Genomic DNA, 18,148 nt, shown 5'->3' on the forward strand with positions numbered 1-18,148 from the left:
TGACACCATCGCCTGATGCTGCAACTCACCGATTTCATCATCGACTGCCCCGACCCGATGAGGCTGGCCGCCTTCTACGCCGAGGTGACCGGCCGCCCGGTCAAGCCCGACAGCCACGACCACTGGGCGGGCATCCGGTTCGGTGCGATCGAGTTGGCCTTCCAGCGGGTGAACGACTACCGCGCGCCGAACTGGCCGGACGACGAACACCCCAAGCAGTACCACCTCGACTTCGAAGTGGACGAGTTCGCGCCCGAACAGCGCCGCGTCGTCGCGCTCGGCGCGACACTGCGGAAGGACTTCGTCGGACCGGAGGGCTACGGCTGGCAGGTCTACACCGACCCGATCGGGCACCCCTTCTGCCTGTGCCGCAACAAGGGCGTCGTCTGGAACGACGGCGAGGTGGTGTGGCAGCGGTGACCGGCGCCATTCCGGCCGGTCACACCGGGCCGGATGTCGGTGGCGTCGCGGCGCCCGGAGTGGGACACTCTCCGGCGTGCTGGACGACCTGTGGCCCACCTTCCGAATCGAGATCGCCACTCCCCGCCTGCGGCTGCGGCTGCCGAGGGAGAACGAGCTCGCCCGGCTCGCGCACATCGCCGGGCAGGGCGTGCACGGGCCGTCCGAACGGCCGTTCCTGACGCCGTGGACCGACGGCACGCCGCAGGACCGGGCCCGCAGCGTCATGCGGGGCCACTGGAGTGCCCTGGCGGGATGGCGGGTGGACGACTGGTCGCTCGGCCTCGGGGTCTTCGGCGCCGACGGTGAACCACTCGGCATGGTGACCGTCCGGGCGAGGAACTTCCCCGTGGTCCGGGAGGTCGCCACCTGGTCCTGGCTGGGCATCCCGCACCAGGGCCACGGTTACGGCACCGAGGCGCGGAAGGGCCTGTTGACCCTGGCGTTCGACCACCTGGGCGCGGAGGCGGCGCTGTCCGAGGTGTTCCAGGACAACCACGCCTCGCAACGCGTGTCGCGCCGCCTCGGTTACCGGCCGGACGGGATATCGCGTGATGCCCGGGGGTCCGAAGTACTCGTCTCCGACCGGTTGCGGCTGGAAAGGTCACGCTGGGCGGAGGTGCCCCACGACGACATCACCGTCGAAGGGGTCGACGCCTGCCGCGCCATGTTCACCGGCTGACGGGACACGAGCGGCCGGCGGCGGGACCGCTCCCGGAGAATCCCCGATACGACTGGATTCCACCGGTCGGCAGGGGAGGCCCCGTGTTCCGTTCCATCTCGATCGCACTCGTCGCGGTGCTCGGTCTCGCTCTCGGTGCCTGTGGCGCGACGGGCGTCGTGTCGGAGCCTCCAGTCATCGAGGACCGGTGTGCGGAGGTCTCGGCGCGGATGCGCGGCGAACTGTTCTACGACGAGAACGCCGACAGTCCCCGTGACGTGCTCCCCGGGCGGCTGGCCGCCCTGGAGGGGCTACGCGAGGACGCGGATGCCCTCAAGACCGCCGGCGACGAACCGGCTCCCAAGGGGTGGCTGACCGCCCTCGACGAGTTGGCCGACACCCTCGACAGCATTACGCACTGGCAGGGCGGGATGGGCACCTACATGCTGTACAGCGTGACCGTCAGCCTTCACGAGACCGAGGTGGACGCCCTCGCGACCGCCGCCACCGAGGGCGGTCTCGGCGATGCCTGCACGGAGATCGACGACTGGAAGTTCTTCCCGCAGCACGAAGGCTGAACGGCGACGCGCCTTCCCGGGGCGATCGCGGTTTCCGTCACAGGGGCATGGTCTGATTCGGACGGACAACCCACCGACACGATGGAGGACCGCCCGTGCGGAAGCTGATCGCCTGCGTCTTCAACTACTCACTGGACGGCCTGCTCGCCGACCCGGACACCGGATTCTGGGACTTCTGTTTCAGCCGCCCCGACGACCCGGTCGAGATCACCGAACAGGCCGCGCTGTTCGACGCCGCCGAGGCGCACATCATGGGCCGGGTCGCCTACGAGGGCATGTCCCGCGCCATGCCGACCTCGGACCGGCTGTTCGCGCCCGGATTGAACGCCGGACGCAAGTTCGTGTTCTCCACGACCATGAAGACCGCCGAGTGGAACAACACCACCGTCGTCTCCGGCGACACGATCGAAGAGGTCGACCGGATCAGGCGCGGCGGTGACGGCCACGTCATCGTCTGGGGCGGGGTGCGGATGTGGCGGACCCTCATGGAACGAGACCTCATCGACGAGTTCCACGTGGACATGTACCCGTACGTCGCCGGCCGCGGCACCCGCCTGTTCGACGGCTTCCTGGAGTCGTACCCGCTCGACCTGGTCTCCAGCACCGGTTTCCGCAGCGGCATCACCCTGCTGAAGCTCCGACGCCCCCGCTGACCGACCGGTCGCCGCGCGTTCACCCGTTGTCATACCCGCCTGTCACGATATGCCGGTGACGATCCGATGACAGACGGAACGGTGGTGGTGAATGACGGGCATCGCGGACTTCACGCGCGCGATGGCCGCGACGGTCGACCGGCTGGCCGACGCCATCGCGGCCATGGAGAACGTATACCGGGGAGCGGGAGAGGCATTGTGACGTTGCGGCTGTTTTCCGACGGCGTGGAGTACTTTCCCGTCACCGATGACCCGGCCGTCATAGCGAGGTTGAGGGTACGGGAGGCGATCACACCGGACACCCTCAAACTGGCCGAGTTCGCGGTGGCGGAGTTGGGACTCACCCCGCCTGACCACCAGGAGGGTGATCCGTTGCCCGATATCGCCTCGATCTATCCACCGGACCACCCCGACGGCGTCTACGTCTGGGACGTTCACGAGCTGGACGATGAGGAACTGGGCGAAGACTAGCCGTCCGTAGAGCAGCGGTCACGAGGTAGCCGGGGAGGCGTTGGCATGATTCGTAACGGGATCGAGTATTTTCCCGTCACCGACGACGTCGTGGTGGCGCTACTGCGCGAGAAGGAGGCCGACGGAGCCGGTGCCCACGAACTCGCGGATTATGCCGCTACTGAACTCGGACTGAGGCCGCCGGATCATCAGCCGGGCGACCCGCTGCCCCTGATCGTGGAGGTGTTCCCGCCTGACATGGACCACGGCGTGTACGTGTGGAACATTCACGAGTACTTCGACGAGGAACTGGGCGAGGACCAGCCGTCCGAAGAGCAGCGGCCACCCGAGAGGCGTTGGCATGATTCATAACGGGATCGAGTACTTTCCCGTCACCGACGACGCCGACAAGCTGGCCCGGCTACGAGAACTGGCCGACCGGCCTGTCGGCTCAAGACGTCTCGCAGAGTTCGCGGCGTCTGAGCTAGGACTGACTCCACCAGGCTTCCGCGAAGGTGACCCACTTTCCAGCATCGTGGAGGTGTTTCGACCTGACATGGATCACGGCGTCCTGGTGTGGGACATTCACGAATACCGGGACGAGGAACTGGGCGAAGACTGAGGGCTCGTCGTGGACGATGATGCTCGGTGTTCCCGTCTGGGGTGTCGAGGGCGCATCCGCCGACGACCCCGAAGATCATTCCGATGACGACGACCCGTGGACCGGCATCGTTCCGATCATCGAATCGTCACCGGATTCGGAGACGCGGGGATGACCAGCCGGTGGCCCGCAGCGTCAATCGGTGTCGCGGGGGCCTCAGATACCGGACGTCTGCCATCGGACGTTGGTCGGGCGTTCGCCGCCGGAGGTCAGGAACTCCCGAGCCGCCTGTCGTACGGTGTCCAAGGGCACGGCGGAGTCACCCGGGAACCGGGTCCCCTCGCCCATATAACAGAACCACAGTTCAGAATGCCGATCCACCGACTCCCCGCTGCTGTACCAGGCGCCATCGGCCATGTACCGCAACGCACCTGAACCGGTACGGGGATCGACTGCCACGTACATCTCATGATCAGGCACGCCGACAGCGTTCAACGGACGTTCTCTCACGTACAGGGCGGCGATCCGGTTCTCCACACCTTGGTGGGTCAGTGTCTCCACCAGTGCGTCCATCGCCTCTGGGGCACCCACCATCACGGGAGTGTCACCCGTGAAGTAGGCATCGACGGTGAAACTCAACGGTGCCCCTCGACTTTCATCGCCACTCGACGCAGGTCGGCCGTCGACCGGTGCGGAGGTATTCGTGGACGGCGCGGCGGGCTCGACCGCGTGACACCGCCAGGTCCTCGGCGGGAATCTCGATCACATCGGCGACACCGTCGTCGAAGCGGCGTGGTTCGTCGGGAAGCGCGGTGAAGCAGGGCTCCACTGCCACCGACTCACCCCACTTCAGGCAGGCGGCGGCGTCGTCGTGGCTGATCGCGATGTCGAGTACCGGCTGACATGAACCATCGGGTAGGAGCGGCCCGAATCCACCGAATACGAGATGGCCCGTGGGGCCGTACCTGGTCATGAGGACGTCGATGGCTTCATCGGCTCGGTCGGCGTCCGCCACCGGCTCCACGACTCCCCACCCGTAGAACACGCCGTATCGGGGATCCTCGGTCACGATTCTTCAACTCCGTGGTAGGTGTGCTGATTGCCATCGGGCCAGTAGACGGTGAGGGACGCCCCTGGCGGAAGCAGCCTGGGAAGTATCTGGTCGCAACCGTAGCGAAGGCTCGTGGCATATCCGCATGGTCCATCGGGATTGTTGATGACGATCGTTTCGTTCTTAAGCTCCTGTCGGCGCATGCGTACCGCGAACTTCGGTTCCACATGTGTGGCGATCATGAGTGATGGGACCTCGTCAGGTCGTCTGACTCTTGACCACAGCTCATCAACGGCTCTGGTCTCCTCATCGGCACCGCTTTGAAGCTTGCGATCGAATTCGCTGCGGCCAACCCATCGACCATGTGTCGGGTGTTGAGGCATGCCACGCCCGCGCTTCGTCTTGGGCGGCATGGTTGGCATATCGATCAGATGTGGATTGGGATCGCATGTTTTGGCAGTGGCTGCTTCGGTTGGAATGGGAGATTCGGAAACCGGACGCGCCGGTGCCGCTCGGGTGTTCTGTCCGAGATCTGGTCGTAAAGTCTCTTTGGCCGCTTCGGCGGTGGTGTGGGCTTCGTCTGCCTTTCGCTGTATCGAACCGAGCAGCGCGATCGCCTCATCGAGTTTTATGACCGCTTCGCGGATCTGGTCCGCAGTGCCGTGAACCGACATGCCGTCCAGTTCTTCCGCGAGGTCGTCTCCGTACTGCCTTGATTGAGTCAGTGCCGACACCAATGTCTCGGCTGCGGTAGTGGCGGCGTCGATGAACGATTGCAGCTCTTCGATACTTCCCATGCCGAGGTTCCCTTCGTGGTGACATACCTGGCCGGGCAGGGATTCATTGCACCACAGTGGGCGGAGTCCGGCAAGGGTGAGTCCGGTGGCCGGGGTGCGTGTGTGGTCTCGGTGGGGGAGTTGTCTGGGCTTGGGTGGTCGCAGGCCCCGTGTGGTGTCGGGTGCGGTTCCGGTGTCCGGTGGGACTGCGGCCACCCAAGCCTTCGCCGTTGTGTGCCGGTTCAGGCGGTCGGGTCGGTCTTGACGGTGTTTAGGAGGGCGAGGTAGTCGGTGGTGGTGACCGGGAGGACGGGACGGACGCCGTCGTGTCGGCTGTCGGACAACTGCGGTGTTTCGGCCAACCGCGCCTCGACGCAGTTGTTGCTCTGCCCTTGCCCGCTGCGGCTTGGCTTGCGCCACCGGCCGGGGATCTGAGTCATGCGTAATACTCTTCCACTGGTATCGACATCCGGGCGGCCTGCGCGAACGCCCGTCGAATGACGTTACCTGTCGGGCTGTCGGCGGCGATGAAGCCCGCGCCCCGGGCGGTTCGGGTCCGAATGATGGGTTCCTCGCCGTTGTCGAACTCCAGTAGGTTCAACTCCCAGCCAAGCAGGTCATACCGACCGGCCGAAAACGGAATGAGTCTTACGTCGGCGAACGGCAGTCTGGCCAGTTCCAGCATAGTCTGTCTTAGTTCGCGCTTCGCATCATTATTCAGGTGCATCGCGATCGCGGCCTCACCGATCAGGCAGGTCATCGGCCGTTTCGAGGCGAGCCAGCGGGCGCGCCGATCAAGTCGGTATTGGATTGCCTTCTCCCAGTCAGTCTCGGTCAGTTCGAGGTTCACCACCGTCGTGTCGCGGATCATCTCGACATACGACTTGGGCTGAATCAAGGAGGGAATCGACGTCGAATCGTGGAACTTGAGCCGGGCGGCGCGGTCTTCGAGTTGATGGTACAGCCAGGAATCCCGGTCGACGACGGAACCGTACGCGTTCGTCCAGTCGTCTTCGCGGGTCGCCTGTGCCAGGAGGGCGAGGTGCTCGATCAGATCCGGATCGCTGCGGTAGAACGCGCACAGGTCCCGCACCGTACCGCTCTTGACGGTGCGCTTGCGGCCGTTCTCGATGTCCAGAATGGTACGAGACGACGCGATGTGCCTTGGCACCTCCTCTTTGGAGTATCCGCGTGGCTTGCCGGGACGAGGGCGGAGACGTTCGGTGCGCAGTTGCAGTCCGAGCTCGATCGCGGGTGTGGTCGATCGGCCACGATTGCTGGTCATACATGGGATTTAACCATCGAATGTGATGCCGCGCATGCCCCGGTGTCCACGGTCGTGAATCGGAAATTATCATCCGTGGAAATTTCCGATCCGTATTTCCGGAAGCGATTTCGGCAGCACCATTCCGGAACGACTCGCTTTGGACAAACTTCTTCTGGTGTAACCGTACTCCCAGGTCATAGGCTGTATTGCATCGAAGAGAACGACTGATTACTGTGGAGTGATTCGGTCGGCGTGTCGGTGTTCTCCGCCGTGCCGGCCGGGGCGCGCCCACCACGATGTCACGTGAAGAGAACGATGGAGGCGGTATGAGGATCGATTATGGGGTGTTCGACGACCCGGCGGTCTCGTATCAGGTGACGGGGACCGCCGGGTCCGACGAGGTGAACGTGGTGTGGCGGTCGCAGGACCGGGACGTGACGGTGTTGCGAGTGGACACCGGCACGGGCCGGGTCGACGCCTGGCACCCGCTGTACCTGACGCGCAGTGAGACGTGGCGACAGGCCATGGTGGAGCGTGCCCTGGCGGTGTACCGGTCCGCGACCCGGCAGTGCGAGGGCTGAACCGTGACCACCTCCACCGAACCCGGCCGCGACCTCGGCACGATCCTGGTGTCCGGCCACCGCATCGCCGTCACCGCCACCGGCACCGAACTGCGGCTGCGGCGCGTCACCGACACCGGAACCGAACCGCTGGGAGTCGTCAGGCGGGACGGCCGCGACACCGGGCGGCTGTGTCCGGCCGCCGGAGTCGACTGGCTCATGCCGCGTTCGGCGCTCGCCGACCGGATCACGGCGGCGGCACTCCACCGGTACCGGGGCCGTACCGGGCGGGTCGTGTACCACTGTCACCGCTGGCGGGGACCCACCGCGCTGCTGCGCGACCCGGCAAGCCAGGCCGACCCGCGCTGTCCCGTACCACCGGCGACGTCACGCGGCTGGACCGCGAAACCCGGATCCCTGCGGGTACACCGCTTCGACGAGGCCGCGCCCGCACTCGACTGGCTGTGGCACCAGATGCGGCAGGTCGTCACCGACACCCACCAGACCCGCCCACAATGGCTACGCCCCGACATCACCGCCGACCACCGCGACTGCCGGGCACAACTCCACGGCCCCGACGCCGCCTGCGAATGGCTGTTCCCCATGCCACGACACCAGGCGTTCATCGCCTCCATCGTCGCCGTCTACCGGCCACCCGAACCCCAATGACCCCGGTGCGGCCCCGGGTGGGCGGGACCGCACCGACACCACCGCACGAACCTGGAATGCGGTGGTACCGCCGCCCGTGACCGCGACCTCCCGGCCGGTCACGGGCGGCCCTCTGCCTGTCCGCTGTGCGTCCACCCCCAAACGTGCGGCTCATGCAGCTCACGCACGCCCCACCCCCAACCGGGGGCAGGCCACCCACATCGCAAAGCATGACCAACCGGTCATAACGGCGTCAACCGGATATTCAGCGGGGCTTCAGGAAAGGTGCGTCAGGAAACCGGTCACGCCCGTCGCCCGACCGACGCGCGGCAAGGCGGTGTGAGGGCTTCGGGATTGCGTTCGGCCCGTCCGGCTGGTAAGCCCTGATGATGACTTCTTATCGCACCAAGGACGGGAAGACGGTTCGCGACGGTGACATGGTGTGGGCGGTGAACGGCAACGGGCCGTACGAGATCGTCGGACCGATGCCGGGTGGCCGGCTCGTCTACCTCGAGCACGTCTCGGACTCCGCCGACGGCCTCCACTTCGAGCCCGGTGACTTCGCGATGTACATCTGCGCGAACCGCCCGGCGGGGTACTGAACCCGTCTCAGACACAGGCGGCGGGGCACCGGTTCAGGCGATGCCCCGCCGGTCGGTCACGGGCTCACACCGGTGGTGTCGCCGGCAACGCCAGTGCGATGGCCGCGGCGTCCTCGACGGTCAGTCCGGGCAGGGCGTCGCCCAGGCCGGTGGAGTCGGGGGCGGTCAGCCAGGCCGTGACCGTGACGGCCGAGCCGTCCTCCCGGTACAGCAACGCGGTCACCTCGCGCCGCATCACGTCGCCGTCCTCGCCGGTCCCGATGACGGTGTGGTGAATGATGCGCTCGCCGCCCGGTCCGGTCGCCTCGGTGCATGTCATGTCCAGGAGGGCGTCTGCCGGGATACCGGACGCCGTGGAGTCGCTACCGTCCTCGCAGGTCAACAGGTATTCGGGCGGGGTGTGCCCGGCGGTGTCGGGCGAGAACGGCCCCTCGCCGGAGGTGAAGCCCTCCGCGGAGCGCACCGAGATCGACAGTCCGGTGGCGAGATCGTCGCCCGGGAGACGGATCGACGAACCGCCTTCATCGCCGCCGAGTTCGAGACCGGTGTACTCGTGATCGACGGTACCGGTGGTCCCCTCGTCCCACGAGATGATCGCGTTGCCGACCCGGCCGAACGGCTTGAGCTCTACTTCGGCGTCGGGGAACGCCTCGGCCAGGTGGTCGCGCAGGGCCGCGTCGTACTCGGCGGTGACGTCGTCGCGTTCCGCCTCCGGTGAGGCGGCCGGTGACGCCGCGTCGTTCGCGGGCGGCGTCGTGTCGGCCGTGCCGACACCGCCTCCGCCCACCAGCAGCACACCGGCGACGACCGCCGCGCAGGCGGCGGTGCCCGCCGATCCGTAACCCGCCAACCGCCGGCGACGCAACGAACGCCTGCCGCGCGCGACCAGGACGTCACCGGTCAACCGGGTGGGAGGGGCGGGCTCGGTCTCATGGGTGCGGAACGACTCTCGCAAGTCGGGGCTCATCGTGTTCTCCTTCGGTGGGATCCAGGTCGGGTAGGAGTTCCCGGAGGCGGGCGACGGCCCGCGCGGTCTGACTCTTCACAGTGGACGGCGTGCAGCCCATCTCCCGCGCGGTCTGGTCGACGCTCAGGTCCTCCCAGTACCGCAGCACCACGGTCGTGCGCTGCCCGAGAGGCAGCCGCCGCAGCGCTTCCAGCAGCGACAACGCGGCGTCGCGGTCGGGTGACGGCGCCTCGGCGGGCGGCAGGTCGCCGGCGGGACGTTCCCTGCGGAACCACCCCCGGCGGTGCTCGTTGATGAGGGTGTTGACGATGATGCGGCGCGTATAGGCGTCACGGGAACCCGGATTGGGTCGCTCCCACGCCACGTACAGTTTCTCGAACGCGGTCTGCACGGCGTCCTCCGCGCGGTGCCAGTCACCGCACGACAGGTACGCGAAGTACCGCATACGTTCCAGCCGCGCGGACACGTACTCGCGGAACTCCGCCTCGCGTTCCCGCCGCCTCATCGCGCCGCGCCGGGCGGCTGCGCGGCGACCCCGGGTAGGGGATTCGTGTGCATGGACGCGGCTCCTTCGCAGTCGATGACGGGTCCTTCGCAGTAACAGACACGCCGGCGGCCCGAACGGACGTCACCGATCTCCGAGGTTCCCCCGCCGCACCGTCCCCGTGAGGGTGCGCTCGGAGCGGATTCCCACGGCCGCACCGGATCCCGGACACCTACCGGTAACCTGAGGCCACCGGCGGCGCGGTTCGGCTCCGGCGGAACCGGCGAAGGACGGACCATGGGACGAGCCGACGAGGCACCACCGGGGCGGCACCCGCACCGCACCGCGCTCACCCGGGTCGCGCGTCACGCACTCGCCGAGGCACGCGGAATCACCGACGCGGCACTCCGCAACACCACCACCGGCCGGTCGGTGCCACTGCTGGCGTCGCTGGCCAGCGCCCTGGACGCGGCGGGACCGCTACGCCGGTTCGCGACGCGCCCGGCACTGCGGCGACTCCACGACGGCCTCGACCATTTCCAGTCCGATGTGGAGAGCGTGGTGCGGTTCGCGGCGACCCGGCCGCGCCCCGCCGAACTGCGGTGGCGCGCCACCCAGATCGACGTTCGGCTCGGCGGGCACGACGTCACCGACGCCTTCACCGGCGAGACGGTCGACGACACCGGGACCACCGAGGCGCTGCGGCTGATCCGCCGGGAACTCGACCAGGCCCGGACGACGCTGCGCCGCGCCGCGACCGGACACCGCGGCGAGGCCCCGCCCCGCTGGTGGGACTGGGAACCCGTCCTCCATCACATGACCAACGTGTACGGCCGCCGCACCACACCCGGCACGGCCCCGCTCGCTCGGCTCGAACGGCTCGCCCACCACTTCCACGGCGCCGACCTGCGCGGCGCCGCCGACATCGCGACACCCCGCCTCGGTCCACTGCTCGACCGGATCCGCTGGAACGACGCCACCGTGTGGCCGCAGGAGTGGCGTGACCGGGTGCGGGAAGGCTCGGTGCCCCACGCCGGCGGCCACCTCTACACCGGCGCCACCGGGAACCGCCGCTGACCGGTCGCCCGGAACACGCGCCCAGGATGGACGGGACCGTCGCTCCGCGTGGCCGTGTCGTATTCGGCCCGGCTGAAGCCCCGCTGAATAACCTGTTGACAACGATCCGGGCGATTCGGCACACTTCGGACATCGGGGTGGTCTGCCCCCGGTCGGGGTGGGGCGTGCCACCGCGCGCGCCGGGCGACCCGATGGTCAGTCCCCGGAGCCGCCGCCCGGGCGTTCCCGCTCCATGTCCTCCTGCTCGTCGAGCGGACGGTTCTCCACCTGCAGGTATTCGTCGTCGGCGGCCTTGGTCACGTGGATCAGCTCGTCCAGTTTCATCATGACGGCGCGCTCGTTGCGGCGGCTGGTGTGCAGGATCAGGAACGACATCACGAACGTCGCCGCCGCGCTCACCCCGAACAGCAACTCCACCCAGTGCTCCGCGAAACCCAGCGCCACCGCCGCGACGAGCCACGCCACGACCAGCAGCACCGACAACAGCGCCACTCCCGGCGAACCGGCGGCCTTCACCAGCCCGATGGTCGCCGTCGACATCGCGCTGCGGAACCGGTCGAGTGGGCCGTGACGCTTCATGCGCTCTCCCGCTCCTCGACGCCGATGGCGGCCTCGGCCTCCTTCTCACCCTCGGCGTGGTCGTCGCTGAGATCCGCCAACGCGTCGGCGATCGCGTTCAACTTGTCCTGGATCGCCTTGTCCGCGCGGGTCTGGGTGTTCTGCAGCAACGCCACCATCAGGAACGTGATGATCGTCGTCGTCGTGTTGATGATCAACTGCCAGGTGTCCACGTTCGGCAGGATCAGGAACGACGGCGCCCACACCACCACCACCGCCAGGCAGAACACGAAGAACCCCGGTTTCGAGAAGAACCGGGACGCCGCGGTGGCGAACCTGTCGAACACGCCGACCTTCCCGGTCACGTCCGAGGGCATGTGCGCCTTCCGTTCCGACATGGTCGACCTCCTGGCCGCGTTCCCGCCACCTCGGCGGCGTCCGACGATCTACCCCGGGCCGGGTGTCTCTACACCCCGGCGGGCGATACCGCGCCGGGATGGCGGAATCGGCGTCGGTGACGGCCTCGATGGGTAGCTTCTGGTCATGCGTGCTCTGGTCCTGAACTGCACCCTCAAACCGTCACCCGAACCGTCGAACACCCAGGCCCTCGCCGACGAGGTCATCGCGGCGCTACGCGGCCACGGCGTGGACGTCGAGGTGGTCAGGCTCGCCGACCACCACATCCCGCCCGGCATCAAGACCGACATGGGTGAGGGCGACGAGTGGCCCCGCATCCACCGCATCCTGTCCGGCTGCCGGATCCTGATCTTCGCGACCCCCACCTGGATGGGGCAACCGTCCAGTATCGCGAAGAAGGCGCTGGAACGCATGGACGCCATGATGACCGAGACCCGCGACGACGGCACCCCCGTCGCGTACTCCAAGGTCGCCGGAGTCGTCGTCACCGGCAACGAGGACGGCGCACACCACGTCATCTCCCAGATCAGCGGGCCACTGGTCGACCTCGGCTTCACCATCCCGGGACAGTCCTGGACCTACTGGAACATGGGCCCCGGTCCCGGACCGTCCTACACCGAGACCGACCACAAACACGACTGGTCGGCCCGCACCGGCCGCACCATGGCCGCCAACCTGGTCGCCGCCGCGACCGCGCTGGAGGCACACCCGCTGCCGACCCCGGGCTGACGACGCACCGGGAACCACTCGACGGGACGGGGGAACGGGTGGACACGACACCGACGCCGCGCGGGCCGCTCAGCGAACGGCTCGTGCGGGCGTTGCACCGGGAACCCGACGGCACCCTCCTCACCGGCGCTCAACTGGCCCTGGCCGGAGACCCGGTGTACGACGAGGACCTGCAACTGTCGCTGCACCTGTGCTACGAACCCCACTTCCGGGGCTGGCCCTCGGTGGACCCCGCCTGGCAGTGGTCACCGCACCTGCTCGCGATCCGGGAACGGTTGGAGGCGATCCTGGAGGTCAGCCTGCGCCGCCGCGTCACCGTCCCGGCCGTGACCGCGCCCGGCGACCTCGACACGGCGCTACGTGACGCGACCGTCTCCGACGACCTGCGCCCGTTCGCGCGCCACCTGCAACGCCGCGCCGACCGGTACCAGTTGCGGGAGTACCTCGTCCACGAATCGGTACGGGACCTGCGTCGCACCGACGCGCCGCATCTGGGCGTCGCGGCGCTCACCGGGGCGGCCCGTGACGCGCTGACCCGCCTCGCCGGGCTCACCGACCCGCCCCGGCCCGGCCGTGCCGCGGCCCGCCGCGCCGTCGGTGCCGACTCCCCACCGGGCGTCCACATCGACATGGTCCCCGCCGTAACCCTCACCGCCGCGAACGTCGCGACACTCCTCGTCACCCACCGCAGGCTCCGCGGGGCACTCGCCGGTCAGCTCGCCGCCATGACCGCCGAGGAGAACCGGTTCGACGACCGGTACCGGGAAGGGCTGCGACGACTCACCCCCGACGCCCCGGACGAACCCGCCGGGAACCCCGGCGCCGCAGTAGAGGCCGCGCACGCCCTGTGCCGCGCCGTCGCACGTGACGCACCCGCGCTCGTGCCCGACGTCCTGTTCGGCGCCGCGCTGTGGCGCTCCCTCGGTGACGAGTTCGCGCGGTACCTGTCCACCCGGTGGCGGTTCGACGGTTCCTCGCTGTACCGGGCGGGCCTGTGAGCGGGCTCCCGGGTGGACCGGAGGCCGGCATCTCATACCCGTCATACCTGAGAGCCACCCGGCGAATCCGTTCCACGGAGTGACGACGACGAGGCCACACCGTCCATAGCCTTTGCGCCGAACCCCCGGTGCGAAAGGCAGCCATGTCCACATTCCTCAGACGCGCGCGGAGAGCGGTCACCGTGCTGGCACTGGCCGCCACCGTAGCGCTCCCCGCCGCCGTCTCCAGCGGCCCCGACGCCGTCCCCAGCCCGCCACCCGCCGCCCCCGCGTCACCCTCCGCCTTCACCGCCACCGCCCTGCGAGACCACTACGACGCCACCAGGGCCGACGTCCTCGCCGCCGCCGAGACCGCGGAGCGACACGGCCACCCCCACCGGGCCGCCGCACTACGCGAACTCGCCGCGCCCGGCCGTCACCTGCTCGCCTTCGACGGCCGCGACGGCGGACGAGTCGTGGAGGTCTACGGCGACCTCGCCACCGCCAACCGGATCGCCGTGCTCGTCCCCGGCGCCGACACCGGCGTCGACCGCTACCGGCGGCTGCGACGCGACGCCGACGCCCTCCAGACCGCGATGGGCGACACCGGCGCCGTCGTCGCCTGGCTCGGATACCGGCCGCCCGCCATGGTCAGCCTCCGGATCCTCACCGCCGACACCGCCCGCCCGGCCGCCGACGACCTCACCGGATTCCTCGACCGGCTCGCCGGGCACGTCCCCGGCGCCCGCCTCAGCCTGGTCTGCCACTCCTACGGGACGGTCGTGTGCGGGCAGGCCGCCGACACCGCCGCACGACACGTCGTGCTGTTGGGCAGCCCCGGAGCGGGCGTCGACCACGTCACCGCACTGGGTGACGCCGACGTCTGGGCGGCCCGCGGCGAGCGCGACTGGGTGGGCGGCCTACCGCACCTGAGCCTGGACCTGGGGATCACCACGATCGGCCTCGGCGCCGACCCGGTGTCGGAGGAGTTCGGCGCCACCGTCTTCGACGCCGCCGACGCCGGACACGACGACTACCTCGCCCCCGGCTCGGTGTCCCTGGGCAACGTCGCCGCCATCGTCACCGGCGGTACACCGACCCTCCCGGACACCCGATGACCGCCACACCACCGGCCGGGCGAGACCCCGGCCTCGACTCGCTGCGCGCCCTCGCCGTCACCGGCGTCGTCCTCGGCCACTGGCTCGTCACCGCCGTCGTCACCGACACCGGCACCCTCCGGGCCGTCAGCCCGTTGCGGGAGATGCCGGAACTGGCGCCCGCGAGCTGGCTGTTCCAGACCCTCGCGGTGTTCTTCCTCGTCGGAGGCGCCGTCGCCACCCGGCGGCCCACGACCCCCGCGACCGGCGGACACCGCCGACGGCTCACACGGCGGCTCACCACCCTGGCCGGACCCGTCGCGCTGCTGCTGACCGTGTGGGCGATCGTGTCGGCGGCGCTGCTGGCGGTCGGCGTGGAACGGGAGACAGTGCGGGTCCTGTTCAAACTCGCGTGGTCGCCGCTGTGGTTCCTCGCGGTGTTCCTGCTCCTCGTCGCCGCCGCGCCGCTGCTGGCCCGGGTACATCCCGGATGGTGGTTCGCGGCGGTCGCCGCCGCCGACCTGGTCCGGTTCGCGGTCCCCGGCGCGGAATGGGTCGGCTGGTGCAACGTCGTCACCGGTTGGCTCGTCCCCTTCGGCATCGGAGCCCGGTGGAACCGCCGGGGGACGCCGTCCCGCCGGGAGTCGGTGACGCTGCTGGCCGGTGGTGCGGCGGCGGCCGTCGCACTGGTCACCTGGTGCGGATACCCCGTGTCGATGGTCGGCGTGCCCGGCGACGGCATGTCCAACCTGAACCCGCCCAGCCTCGCCGTGGTGTGCTTCGGCGTCGCGCAGGCGGGCGCCGCCGGGCTGCTGCTGCCCGGGTTGCGTCGCACGTCCGGCCTACCGGTGGTCCGGCACGTCGTCACGGCGCTCAACTGGCACGCGGTGCCGATCTTCCTGTGGCACCAGACCGCGATGATCTCGGTCACCGTGATCGCGACGACCGGGGCGGTGGCGCTGCCCGGCCTACACACCCCACCCGATTCACCACAGTGGATTGCCGAGCGGCTGGTGTGGTTGCCGCTGTTCGCGATCGCGTTGACCGGATATGTCCTCGCCACCCGAAGACGCCGCCGCGAGACCGTCCCACCCGCGGATCCGGCCCCGGCCGACACCGGCCGCGACCTGGCTAGCGTGTAGCCGTGACCGCCACCGACACCCTCCGGTCCGCGCGGCACGGCCTCCGCCGCCTGGGCACCGAGCTGTTCACCGCCCGGGCCGACCCGCTGCCGTGGGGATCGCTCCGGTCGTTCGGCTGGGTGGTGCACCTGCTGACCCTCGCGTTCGCCTGGTACGCCCTCAACGAGAACGTCCCGGAACTCGTCGACGTCTACCGGCTCGGAGTCACCGCCGGAACCACCCTGGCGATCCTGCAGTCGGTGGCCGTGGTGCTCGCGCTGCGGTGGCCGGTGCCCGCCTGGTGGCTGGCCACGGCGACCACGGCTGTCACCGCCCTCGCCGGTGAGGCGTACGTCGAGGTCTCCGCCGCGTACCCGTGGACCGCCTACGGGATGGTGCTGCAGGCCATCGGGTTGTTCCTGCTCGCGCTGCGCCTGCGACCCGTCGCGTCCATCACCGCCTACCTCGTCACGTCCGGTGTCGGCGCGACCTGCGCCGTCCTCCTGGCGACCAGACCACACCGGACCACCTTCGACCTGGCCGTCATCGTGCTCGCCGTGGCGACCGTACTGGGAATCGCGTTCCGCACCAGCCGGGTCGCCCGCGCCGAACTCACCCGGCAACAGATCCTCACCGCCACCGAACGCGCCAGGCGGGAACTCGCCGACGAACGCGCCCGCATCGCCCGGGAACTCCACGACGTCGTCGCCCACCACATGTCGGTCATCTCGATCCAGGCCCAGGTCGCCGTCCACCTGGTACCCGACCCGCCGCAGCAGTTGCGGGACAACCTGGCCGGCATCCGCGCCAACGCCGTCGACGCCCTCACCGAACTCAGGCGAGTGCTCGGCGTGCTGCGTTCCGAACGACCCGACGACGACCGGCACCGGCCGCAACCCACCCTCGACCGCATCCCCGAACTCGTCGACAACGTCCGGGGCACCGGCGCCGCCATCACCCTGGAGATACGGGGCGAACCACGGGTACTGTCACCCGGCGTGGAACTGTCGGCGTACCGGATCGCCCAGGAGGCGTTGAGCAACGCACTGCGCCACGCCCCCGGCACCCGGATCACCCTGCTACTCGACTACCGGCCCGACACCGTGGCCGTCGAGGTCGACAACACCGCACCCGCCGAACCCGCCGCCCCCAACCCCGGCGGGCTGGGACTCGCCGGAATGCGGGAACGCGCCGCGATGCTCGGCGGAGAGGTCACCACCCTGACCCGCCCCGACGGCGGATACCGCGTCACGGCCGTCCTACCCGCCACCGGCGGTGCCGCATGACCGTGCGCGTCCTCATCGCCGACGACCAGATGCTCGTCAGGCAGGGCTTCACCGTGCTGCTGGGCGCCGAACCCGACATGGAGGTCGTCGGGCAGGCCGTCGACGGACTCGACGCCGTCGCACAGGCCGGCACGCTGCGACCCGACGTCGTCCTCATGGACATCCGGATGCCCCGGCTCGGCGGCATCGAGGCCACCCGGCGGCTCACCCACGACGGCGCCGGCCCCAGGGTCATCGTCCTCACCACCTTCGACCTCGACGAATACGTGTACGAGGCGTTGCGCGCCGGAGCCTCCGGGTTCCTACTCAAGGACACCTCCGCCGCCGAACTCGCCCACGCCCTGCGCGTCGTCGCCGCGGGAGAGGCGCTGCTGGCACCCAACGTCACCCGACGCCTCATCGAGGAGTTCGCGCGACTGGGCGCGGCACCGCGCCGCCCGCACCGCGACCGGCTCGACGGCCTGACCGAACGGGAGACCGAGGTGCTGGCACTCATCGCCCGAGGACTGTCCAACGCCGAGATCGCCGCCGACCTCGTCGTCGCCGAACAGACCGTCAAGACCCACGTCGGCCGCATCCTCGCGAAACTCGGCCTGCGGGACCGGACCCAGGCGGCGGTGTTCGCCTACGAGACGGGCCTGGTCGCACCGGGCGGGTGAACCGGTCGCATACGGTGTCGGCCGTGTCCCCGTTCCCGCAGGCCCCCGACGACGTGCCGCGCCGCCGACTGGCGGACAGCGTGTGCCGTCACCTCCGGTCGATCGGACTGCCCGCCTGGATCCAGCCCGCCCCCGACCGGATGGGCCACACCCTCGACCTGGCCGGAGCCGCCGTCGAGATCGATCCCGGTGAACCTCCCGGCGGCGGCGTGCTGCTGGAATGGCAGCCCGATCACGCCCTGCGCAGACGCGCGATCGACCGGCTGCGAGACGGCGACCTCGACCACCCCGACATACGGCTGGGGGGCGTCGCGCGCGAGGCCCTCGTCACCGCCATCGCGACCGTGCTCACCGACGCCGGCTTCGACGTCCGCCCCTCGGACGACGACCTGCGTCCGTTCACGCTGCGGATCGACGCCGGGCCGGGGGAGGACTGACGGCGGAACGCCGACGCTTCGCCGACGGCCGAA

At 69.4% G+C, this 18,148-nt stretch carries 27 protein-coding genes; 18 read left to right on the plus strand and 9 right to left on the minus strand.

Features of this window, described 5'->3' with window-relative positions; all coding sequences use genetic code 11:
- Positions 1 to 15: 15 nt before the first annotated feature.
- The 7 genes from LX16_RS01055 (at position 16) to LX16_RS01085 (ending at position 3,423) form a co-directional block, all read left to right on the plus strand.
- Complete coding sequence (locus LX16_RS01055) at positions 16 to 420, plus strand: VOC family protein (protein WP_147131701.1); 405 nt, start codon at positions 16 to 18, stop codon at positions 418 to 420.
- A 76-nt stretch (positions 421 to 496) separates the two neighbouring features.
- Positions 497 to 1,141: a GNAT family N-acetyltransferase gene (locus LX16_RS01060; protein WP_147131704.1), complete on the plus strand. Its 645-nt coding sequence runs from the start codon at positions 497 to 499 to the stop codon at positions 1,139 to 1,141.
- An 83-nt stretch (positions 1,142 to 1,224) separates the two neighbouring features.
- A complete protein-coding gene (locus tag LX16_RS01065) occupies positions 1,225 to 1,698 on the plus strand; it encodes a hypothetical protein (RefSeq protein WP_147131707.1) in 474 nt (157 codons plus the stop codon).
- 95 nt (positions 1,699 to 1,793) lie between these two features.
- Entirely contained in the window at positions 1,794 to 2,351 is a 558-nt protein-coding gene (locus LX16_RS01070) for a dihydrofolate reductase family protein (RefSeq protein WP_147131710.1), read from the plus strand.
- A gap of 198 nt (positions 2,352 to 2,549) precedes the next feature.
- On the plus strand, positions 2,550 to 2,822 hold the full coding sequence (locus LX16_RS01075; RefSeq protein WP_147131713.1) for a hypothetical protein: 273 nt from the start codon (positions 2,550 to 2,552) through the stop codon (positions 2,820 to 2,822).
- Positions 2,823 to 2,867: 45 nt separating this feature from the next.
- Positions 2,868 to 3,173, plus strand: coding sequence for a hypothetical protein (locus tag LX16_RS01080; protein WP_147131715.1), 306 nt, complete (start codon positions 2,868 to 2,870; stop codon positions 3,171 to 3,173).
- Positions 3,163 to 3,423, plus strand: a complete 261-nt coding sequence (locus LX16_RS01085; protein ID WP_147131718.1) for a hypothetical protein — start codon at positions 3,163 to 3,165, stop codon at positions 3,421 to 3,423. The genes LX16_RS01080 and LX16_RS01085 overlap by 11 nt, the downstream gene beginning before the upstream one ends.
- A 195-nt stretch (positions 3,424 to 3,618) precedes the next feature.
- Here the strand turns inward: LX16_RS01085 and LX16_RS01090 are convergent, their stop codons facing one another.
- From LX16_RS01090 to LX16_RS01110, 5 genes are all read right to left on the minus strand, one after another.
- Positions 3,619 to 3,996 carry an Imm1 family immunity protein gene (locus LX16_RS01090; RefSeq protein ID WP_147131721.1) on the minus strand — a complete coding sequence of 126 codons (378 nt, stop codon included), beginning with the start codon at positions 3,994 to 3,996 and terminating at the stop codon, positions 3,619 to 3,621.
- Between the two features lie 61 nt (positions 3,997 to 4,057).
- Positions 4,058 to 4,471 (minus strand): Imm1 family immunity protein, encoded by a 414-nt coding sequence (locus LX16_RS01095; protein ID WP_147131724.1) that lies wholly within the window; start codon positions 4,469 to 4,471, stop codon positions 4,058 to 4,060.
- Entirely contained in the window at positions 4,468 to 5,250 is a 783-nt protein-coding gene (locus LX16_RS01100; protein ID WP_147131727.1) for a DddA-like double-stranded DNA deaminase toxin, read from the minus strand. The genes LX16_RS01095 and LX16_RS01100 overlap by 4 nt, the downstream gene beginning before the upstream one ends.
- A 221-nt stretch (positions 5,251 to 5,471) precedes the next feature.
- Positions 5,472 to 5,669 carry a DUF397 domain-containing protein gene (locus LX16_RS01105; protein WP_147131731.1) on the minus strand — a complete coding sequence of 66 codons (198 nt, stop codon included), beginning with the start codon at positions 5,667 to 5,669 and terminating at the stop codon, positions 5,472 to 5,474.
- Complete coding sequence (locus LX16_RS01110; RefSeq protein WP_244615630.1) at positions 5,666 to 6,514, minus strand: Scr1 family TA system antitoxin-like transcriptional regulator; 849 nt, start codon at positions 6,512 to 6,514, stop codon at positions 5,666 to 5,668. The genes LX16_RS01105 and LX16_RS01110 overlap by 4 nt, the downstream gene beginning before the upstream one ends.
- A 308-nt stretch (positions 6,515 to 6,822) precedes the next feature.
- Here LX16_RS01110 and LX16_RS01115 point away from each other — a divergent pair, with 308 nt between their 5' ends.
- The 3 genes from LX16_RS01115 (at position 6,823) to LX16_RS01125 (ending at position 8,306) form a co-directional block, all read left to right on the plus strand.
- The gene (locus LX16_RS01115) at positions 6,823 to 7,077 is read left to right on the plus strand and encodes a hypothetical protein (RefSeq protein WP_147131733.1); all 255 of its coding nucleotides are present in this window, start codon (positions 6,823 to 6,825) and stop codon (positions 7,075 to 7,077) included.
- Positions 7,078 to 7,080: 3 nt separating this feature from the next.
- Positions 7,081 to 7,725 carry a hypothetical protein gene (locus LX16_RS01120; protein ID WP_147131736.1) on the plus strand — a complete coding sequence of 215 codons (645 nt, stop codon included), beginning with the start codon at positions 7,081 to 7,083 and terminating at the stop codon, positions 7,723 to 7,725.
- Positions 7,726 to 8,093: 368 nt separating this feature from the next.
- Positions 8,094 to 8,306 carry a hypothetical protein gene (locus tag LX16_RS01125; RefSeq protein WP_147131739.1) on the plus strand — a complete coding sequence of 71 codons (213 nt, stop codon included), beginning with the start codon at positions 8,094 to 8,096 and terminating at the stop codon, positions 8,304 to 8,306.
- Between the two features lie 64 nt (positions 8,307 to 8,370).
- Here the strand turns inward: LX16_RS01125 and LX16_RS01130 are convergent, their stop codons facing one another.
- Both LX16_RS01130 and LX16_RS01135 read right to left on the minus strand, forming a co-directional pair.
- A complete protein-coding gene (locus tag LX16_RS01130) occupies positions 8,371 to 9,273 on the minus strand; it encodes a hypothetical protein (protein ID WP_147131741.1) in 903 nt (300 codons plus the stop codon).
- Complete coding sequence (locus LX16_RS01135; RefSeq protein WP_147131744.1) at positions 9,236 to 9,778, minus strand: SigE family RNA polymerase sigma factor; 543 nt, start codon at positions 9,776 to 9,778, stop codon at positions 9,236 to 9,238. The genes LX16_RS01130 and LX16_RS01135 overlap by 38 nt, the downstream gene beginning before the upstream one ends.
- 276 nt (positions 9,779 to 10,054) lie before the next feature.
- Here LX16_RS01135 and LX16_RS01140 point away from each other — a divergent pair, with 276 nt between their 5' ends.
- Entirely contained in the window at positions 10,055 to 10,834 is a 780-nt protein-coding gene (locus LX16_RS01140) for a hypothetical protein (RefSeq protein ID WP_147131747.1), read from the plus strand.
- 195 nt (positions 10,835 to 11,029) lie between these two features.
- Here LX16_RS01140 and LX16_RS01145 read toward each other — a convergent pair whose 3' ends face one another.
- On the minus strand, positions 11,030 to 11,413 hold the full coding sequence (locus tag LX16_RS01145; RefSeq protein ID WP_147131750.1) for a low affinity iron permease family protein: 384 nt from the start codon (positions 11,411 to 11,413) through the stop codon (positions 11,030 to 11,032).
- Positions 11,410 to 11,790, minus strand: a complete 381-nt coding sequence (locus LX16_RS01150) for a low affinity iron permease family protein (RefSeq protein ID WP_211354219.1) — start codon at positions 11,788 to 11,790, stop codon at positions 11,410 to 11,412. The genes LX16_RS01145 and LX16_RS01150 overlap by 4 nt, the downstream gene beginning before the upstream one ends.
- 145 nt (positions 11,791 to 11,935) lie before the next feature.
- On the opposite strand from LX16_RS01150, the gene LX16_RS01155 reads away from it, so the two are divergent.
- The 7 genes from LX16_RS01155 to LX16_RS01185 all read left to right on the plus strand — a co-directional run bounded on the left by LX16_RS01155 (position 11,936) and on the right by LX16_RS01185 (position 18,115).
- Positions 11,936 to 12,538: a flavodoxin family protein gene (locus LX16_RS01155; RefSeq protein ID WP_147131753.1), complete on the plus strand. Its 603-nt coding sequence runs from the start codon at positions 11,936 to 11,938 to the stop codon at positions 12,536 to 12,538.
- 38 nt (positions 12,539 to 12,576) lie between these two features.
- A complete protein-coding gene (locus tag LX16_RS01160; RefSeq protein ID WP_147131756.1) occupies positions 12,577 to 13,536 on the plus strand; it encodes a heme oxygenase-like domain-containing protein in 960 nt (319 codons plus the stop codon).
- 143 nt (positions 13,537 to 13,679) lie between these two features.
- Complete coding sequence (locus tag LX16_RS01165; protein WP_147131759.1) at positions 13,680 to 14,633, plus strand: alpha/beta hydrolase; 954 nt, start codon at positions 13,680 to 13,682, stop codon at positions 14,631 to 14,633.
- Positions 14,630 to 15,754, plus strand: coding sequence for an acyltransferase family protein (locus LX16_RS01170; protein WP_147131763.1), 1,125 nt, complete (start codon positions 14,630 to 14,632; stop codon positions 15,752 to 15,754). The genes LX16_RS01165 and LX16_RS01170 overlap by 4 nt, the downstream gene beginning before the upstream one ends.
- Positions 15,755 to 15,756: 2 nt before the next feature.
- A complete protein-coding gene (locus tag LX16_RS01175; RefSeq protein ID WP_147131766.1) occupies positions 15,757 to 17,019 on the plus strand; it encodes a sensor histidine kinase in 1,263 nt (420 codons plus the stop codon).
- Positions 17,016 to 17,678, plus strand: a complete 663-nt coding sequence (locus LX16_RS01180; protein ID WP_147131769.1) for a response regulator — start codon at positions 17,016 to 17,018, stop codon at positions 17,676 to 17,678. The genes LX16_RS01175 and LX16_RS01180 overlap by 4 nt, the downstream gene beginning before the upstream one ends.
- Before the next feature lie 23 nt (positions 17,679 to 17,701).
- A complete protein-coding gene (locus tag LX16_RS01185) occupies positions 17,702 to 18,115 on the plus strand; it encodes a hypothetical protein (RefSeq protein WP_147131772.1) in 414 nt (137 codons plus the stop codon).
- The last annotated feature ends 33 nt before the right edge of the window (positions 18,116 to 18,148 follow it).

Origin of the sequence: Stackebrandtia albiflava, from assembly GCF_007994225.1 — a bacterium.
Lineage (GTDB): Bacteria > Actinomycetota > Actinomycetes > Mycobacteriales > Micromonosporaceae > Stackebrandtia > Stackebrandtia albiflava.